Origin of the sequence: Aeromicrobium sp., assembly GCF_047607065.1 — a bacterium.
Taxonomy (GTDB): domain Bacteria; phylum Actinomycetota; class Actinomycetes; order Propionibacteriales; family Nocardioidaceae; genus Aeromicrobium.
In genome coordinates, this window is sequence record NZ_JASGDU010000028.1 from 1 (window position 1) to 3,452 (window position 3,452).

3 protein-coding genes are annotated in these 3,452 nt (G+C 69.4%); all 3 read left to right on the forward strand.

The genetic code is table 11. From position 1 onward, the window contains the following. Positions 1–167: 167 nt before the first annotated feature. Genes QM597_RS04325 through QM597_RS04335 form a run of 3 tightly spaced genes read left to right on the forward strand, consistent with a single transcriptional unit; the run spans position 168 to position 3,232 of the window. Entirely contained in the window at positions 168–1,439 is a 1,272-nt protein-coding gene (locus tag QM597_RS04325; protein WP_415003644.1) for a C39 family peptidase, read from the forward strand. Between the two features lie 24 nt (positions 1,440–1,463). Further along, on the forward strand, positions 1,464–1,787 hold the full coding sequence (locus tag QM597_RS04330; RefSeq protein ID WP_415003645.1) for a hypothetical protein: 324 nt from the start codon (positions 1,464–1,466) through the stop codon (positions 1,785–1,787). After that, positions 1,784–3,232 (forward strand): dynamin family protein, encoded by a 1,449-nt coding sequence (locus QM597_RS04335; protein ID WP_415003646.1) that lies wholly within the window; start codon positions 1,784–1,786, stop codon positions 3,230–3,232. Before QM597_RS04330 ends, QM597_RS04335 begins: the two co-directional genes overlap by 4 nt. Positions 3,233–3,452 lie beyond the last annotated feature (220 nt).

Here is a 3,452-nt window from a genome sequence, read left to right on the forward strand (position 1 = left end):
AACGAGAAGCGTCACCTCACGGCACTGGCGGCTTTGCGCGATGAGGTGCAGGCTGTGATGCGGCAGGCTCTGACGCCCGGTTCGCAGGAGACGGTATCGGCGGGGAACAAAAGCGACGGCACGGGCCTCCCAGAGACAACCGACCACGTGCGAACAAGGAGTCCCCGATGACCGATCCCAGTGATGACCTGCTCGGCAGCCAGCAGTTCGAGGACCTCGACGGCGACGGCATTGACGACGCCGTGGTCGAGTACTTCGACGACGGCTCCTCGATTGCCACCTATGACACCGACGGCGACGGCCTGGTGGATGCCGCCGATATCGATCTGGACGGGGACGGCGAGGTCGACCTAGGCGTTGCCGATCTCGGCGGCGGCCAGGTGGCTCTCGTTGATGATCCCTCGGGCACGGCCGATCCGCTGGTGGTCGACGTCGAGGAGGCCGAGGAGATCGCGCCGGAGCTGGTCGACACCTTCGGCGACGAGTTGGGTGACTCGGACTTCGAGGACAGCGAGACCGACTCCGACGATGAGGACTTCGGCGACGAGGACTCCGATTTCGGTTTCGGCGATTCCGACGACGAAGACTCCGATGATGACGAGGACGAGGACGACAAGCCGAGTTTCTTCGACGACGCCTTCGGTGACGACTCCGACGATGATGACGATGACGACAAGGACTCCGACGACGACGTGATCGATTTCGATGACGACGACGATGATGGCGAAGACGACGGCAAGCACCCGCAGGGCGATCCCGACGACACGAGCCTCGTCGGTGACCCCTTCGGCGACGCCGAACTGTGGTTCGAGCAGGCTGCCGACGGCACCTGCGCCCCGTCGACCGTCGCGCAGATCGTCTCGGAGTACACCGGTCAGGAGTTCTCCAGCGAGGAGGAGTTCGCCGACTGGGCCGTCGACAACGGCCTGATGGAGGTCTACCCCGACGGCACGACTTCGGGCATGTACCCGCCGGACATCGTCGACATGCTGGAGTCCTACGACGTGCCGGCTGAGCTGGAGGAAGGCCTGGAGATCCAGGACCTCAAGGACTTCCTGGCCGACGACATCGGTGTCGCGGTCATGGTCGACGCCGACGAGTACTGGGGGCCGATGTACGGCTACGACGCCGGCCCGGAGAACAACGCGATCAACCACATCGTCATGGTCACCGGGGTCGACGAGGAGGCCGGCGTGGTCTACATCAACGACACCGGCACCCCCGACGGTCAGGCGATGGAGGTCCCCATCGAGGACTTCATGAACGCCTGGGACGACGGCAACAACCAGGCCATCGTGTGCGAGGAACCGGCACCGGAGTCCGCTGCCGCCTCGGTCGGCTCCGGCCTGCCGAGCGACGAGAACGTCTCGTCGCTGCTGGACGGCAAGTGGGCACTGCTGCCCCTGGTCCTGCACGGCAGCGAGATGACGCAGGCGTGAACCGGTGCGTGAGAATGGGTTCTGATGTCTACTGATTTCCTGCCGGTCGCCGAGGTCCCGGAGTCCACGTGGCTCCGGGCCTTGGCCCATGCACTCGACCCGGAGGCCGGCGCGGTGGAGGCCGACGACCTCGTGCCCGCCGACGACGATCTGGCCGCCGACGATGTACCTCTGGCCGAGGCGGACCTCGACGGCGATGACGACGATCTCGATGACGACTCGCCGGCGCACGACGACCCGCTGGCGTCGTCCTTCGGCGATGACGGCGACTGGGCGAGCGACGACGTCCCGTCCGATGACGACGACGGGTCGGCGTCCTTCTTCGGCCACGACGACGGCGTCGCGTGACGACGGTCGTCGCACGGGTCGACGCGCTGCTGCGGGCCGTCGAGGCGGTGGCGACGCCGCCGGTCCGCGAGGTCGCGGCGCGTCGCCGGGCGGCGTTGCACGAGCCGTTGCGCCTGGCCGTCGTCGGCCGGGTGAAGGCAGGCAAGTCGACCCTCGTCAACGCGCTGATCGGCAGGCGGATCGCGCCGACTCGCGCGGGGGAGTGTACGCGGGTCGTCACCTGGTTCGAGTTCGGTTCGCCCGACGGTGCCGCGACGGTGCACTGTCACGACGGTCGGCAGGTGCCGCTGTCGCTGATCGACGGGCGGCTGCCCGAGGACCTGCCGGTGCCGGCCGAGGAGGTCAAACGGCTCGTCGTGCGGCTGCAGTCGGCCTCGCTGCGCGGCCTGACGCTGATCGACACTCCCGGCCTGGCCTCCCTGACCCGCGAGAACGAGCAGGCGACCCGCACGGCGATCCTCGGTGACTCGCTGGCTTCCCAGCACGCCAGCGGTGACGCCGACGCGGTGTTGTTCCTGTTCCGGCAGGAGCAGCGCGAGGACGAGGCGGAGTTCCTGCGGCAGTTCCGGGCGGCCTCGGGGGAGATGAACGGCTCGGCGGTCAACGCCATCGGCGTGCTTTCCCAGGCCGATCTGCTGGCCGATGAGGCGGCGGAAGACCCGATGGAGGCGGCGCGGGAGAAGGCCCGTCACCTGGCGGCGACGCGCGTCGGCGAGGTCGGCGACGTGGTGCCGGTCTCGGGCCTGCTCGCCGAGACGGTGCGCACCGGCCGCCTGCGTGAGCGTGATGTGGTCGATCTCGCTGCGCTGGCTGACGTGCCTGCGGTGCGGCTGCGCACCGGGGTCGGACTCGACGCGCTGATCGACCGGGAGAGGCTGACGGGGCTGCAGGCCAAACTCGGCCCCTTCGGCATCGGCGCTGGCCGCCGGGAGGCTGCGGCCGGTTCGGCGCACTTCGGCGACTGGCTGGAGACGGTCTCGGGTATCGCCGGCCTGCAACGGTTGCTGCGCGACCATGTCCAGGCCCGGGCCGGCGGCCTCAAGGCGCTGCGGGCTATCGACGCCATCGAGCGGGCCGCCCGCCATAGCGGTGCCGACCAGGCCGCACTCGATCTCGTCGAGCAGACGCTCATGGCTCCCGAGCTGCACGTCATCCGGGAGATTCAGGCCATCGGGATGCTGCGGTCGACGCGGGTGGCCACCGATCTGCTTCCACAGCTGGAGTTGCTGACGCGCGGCGCGGTGCCCGCCGCGCAGGTGGGGCTGCCCGAGACCGCCTCGCCGCAGGAGGTCGCCGCCGAGGCGCGCCGGCTCTCGTCCGAGGCGCAGACCCGCGCCACCTTGGCGTTCGCGCCCGGCGAGGCGGAGGCCGCCCGCGTGCTGGCGCAGTCCTACCGGATGATCGCCTCCCGCTGTGAAGGCCCGCCGCCCCCACCCCCACCCTGACCCAGGCGGTGGTTTCTGGTCCCTGAGGTGCGGAGGCCGCTTGCGGCCGGAGCCTCGAAGGGACCTTGTGTCGAACCTCGGATGGGCGTCAAGGGGAGTTGTCCCCGTTGACGGTGGGGCGGGGGGGGCTTAGGGAAGTGCTGATCTTTGCGGCGACCCGGCTCGGCGGGTGGCCTGGCGGCTGGGATCGCGAAATCATGGGGTCGTGGACAGCGACCAG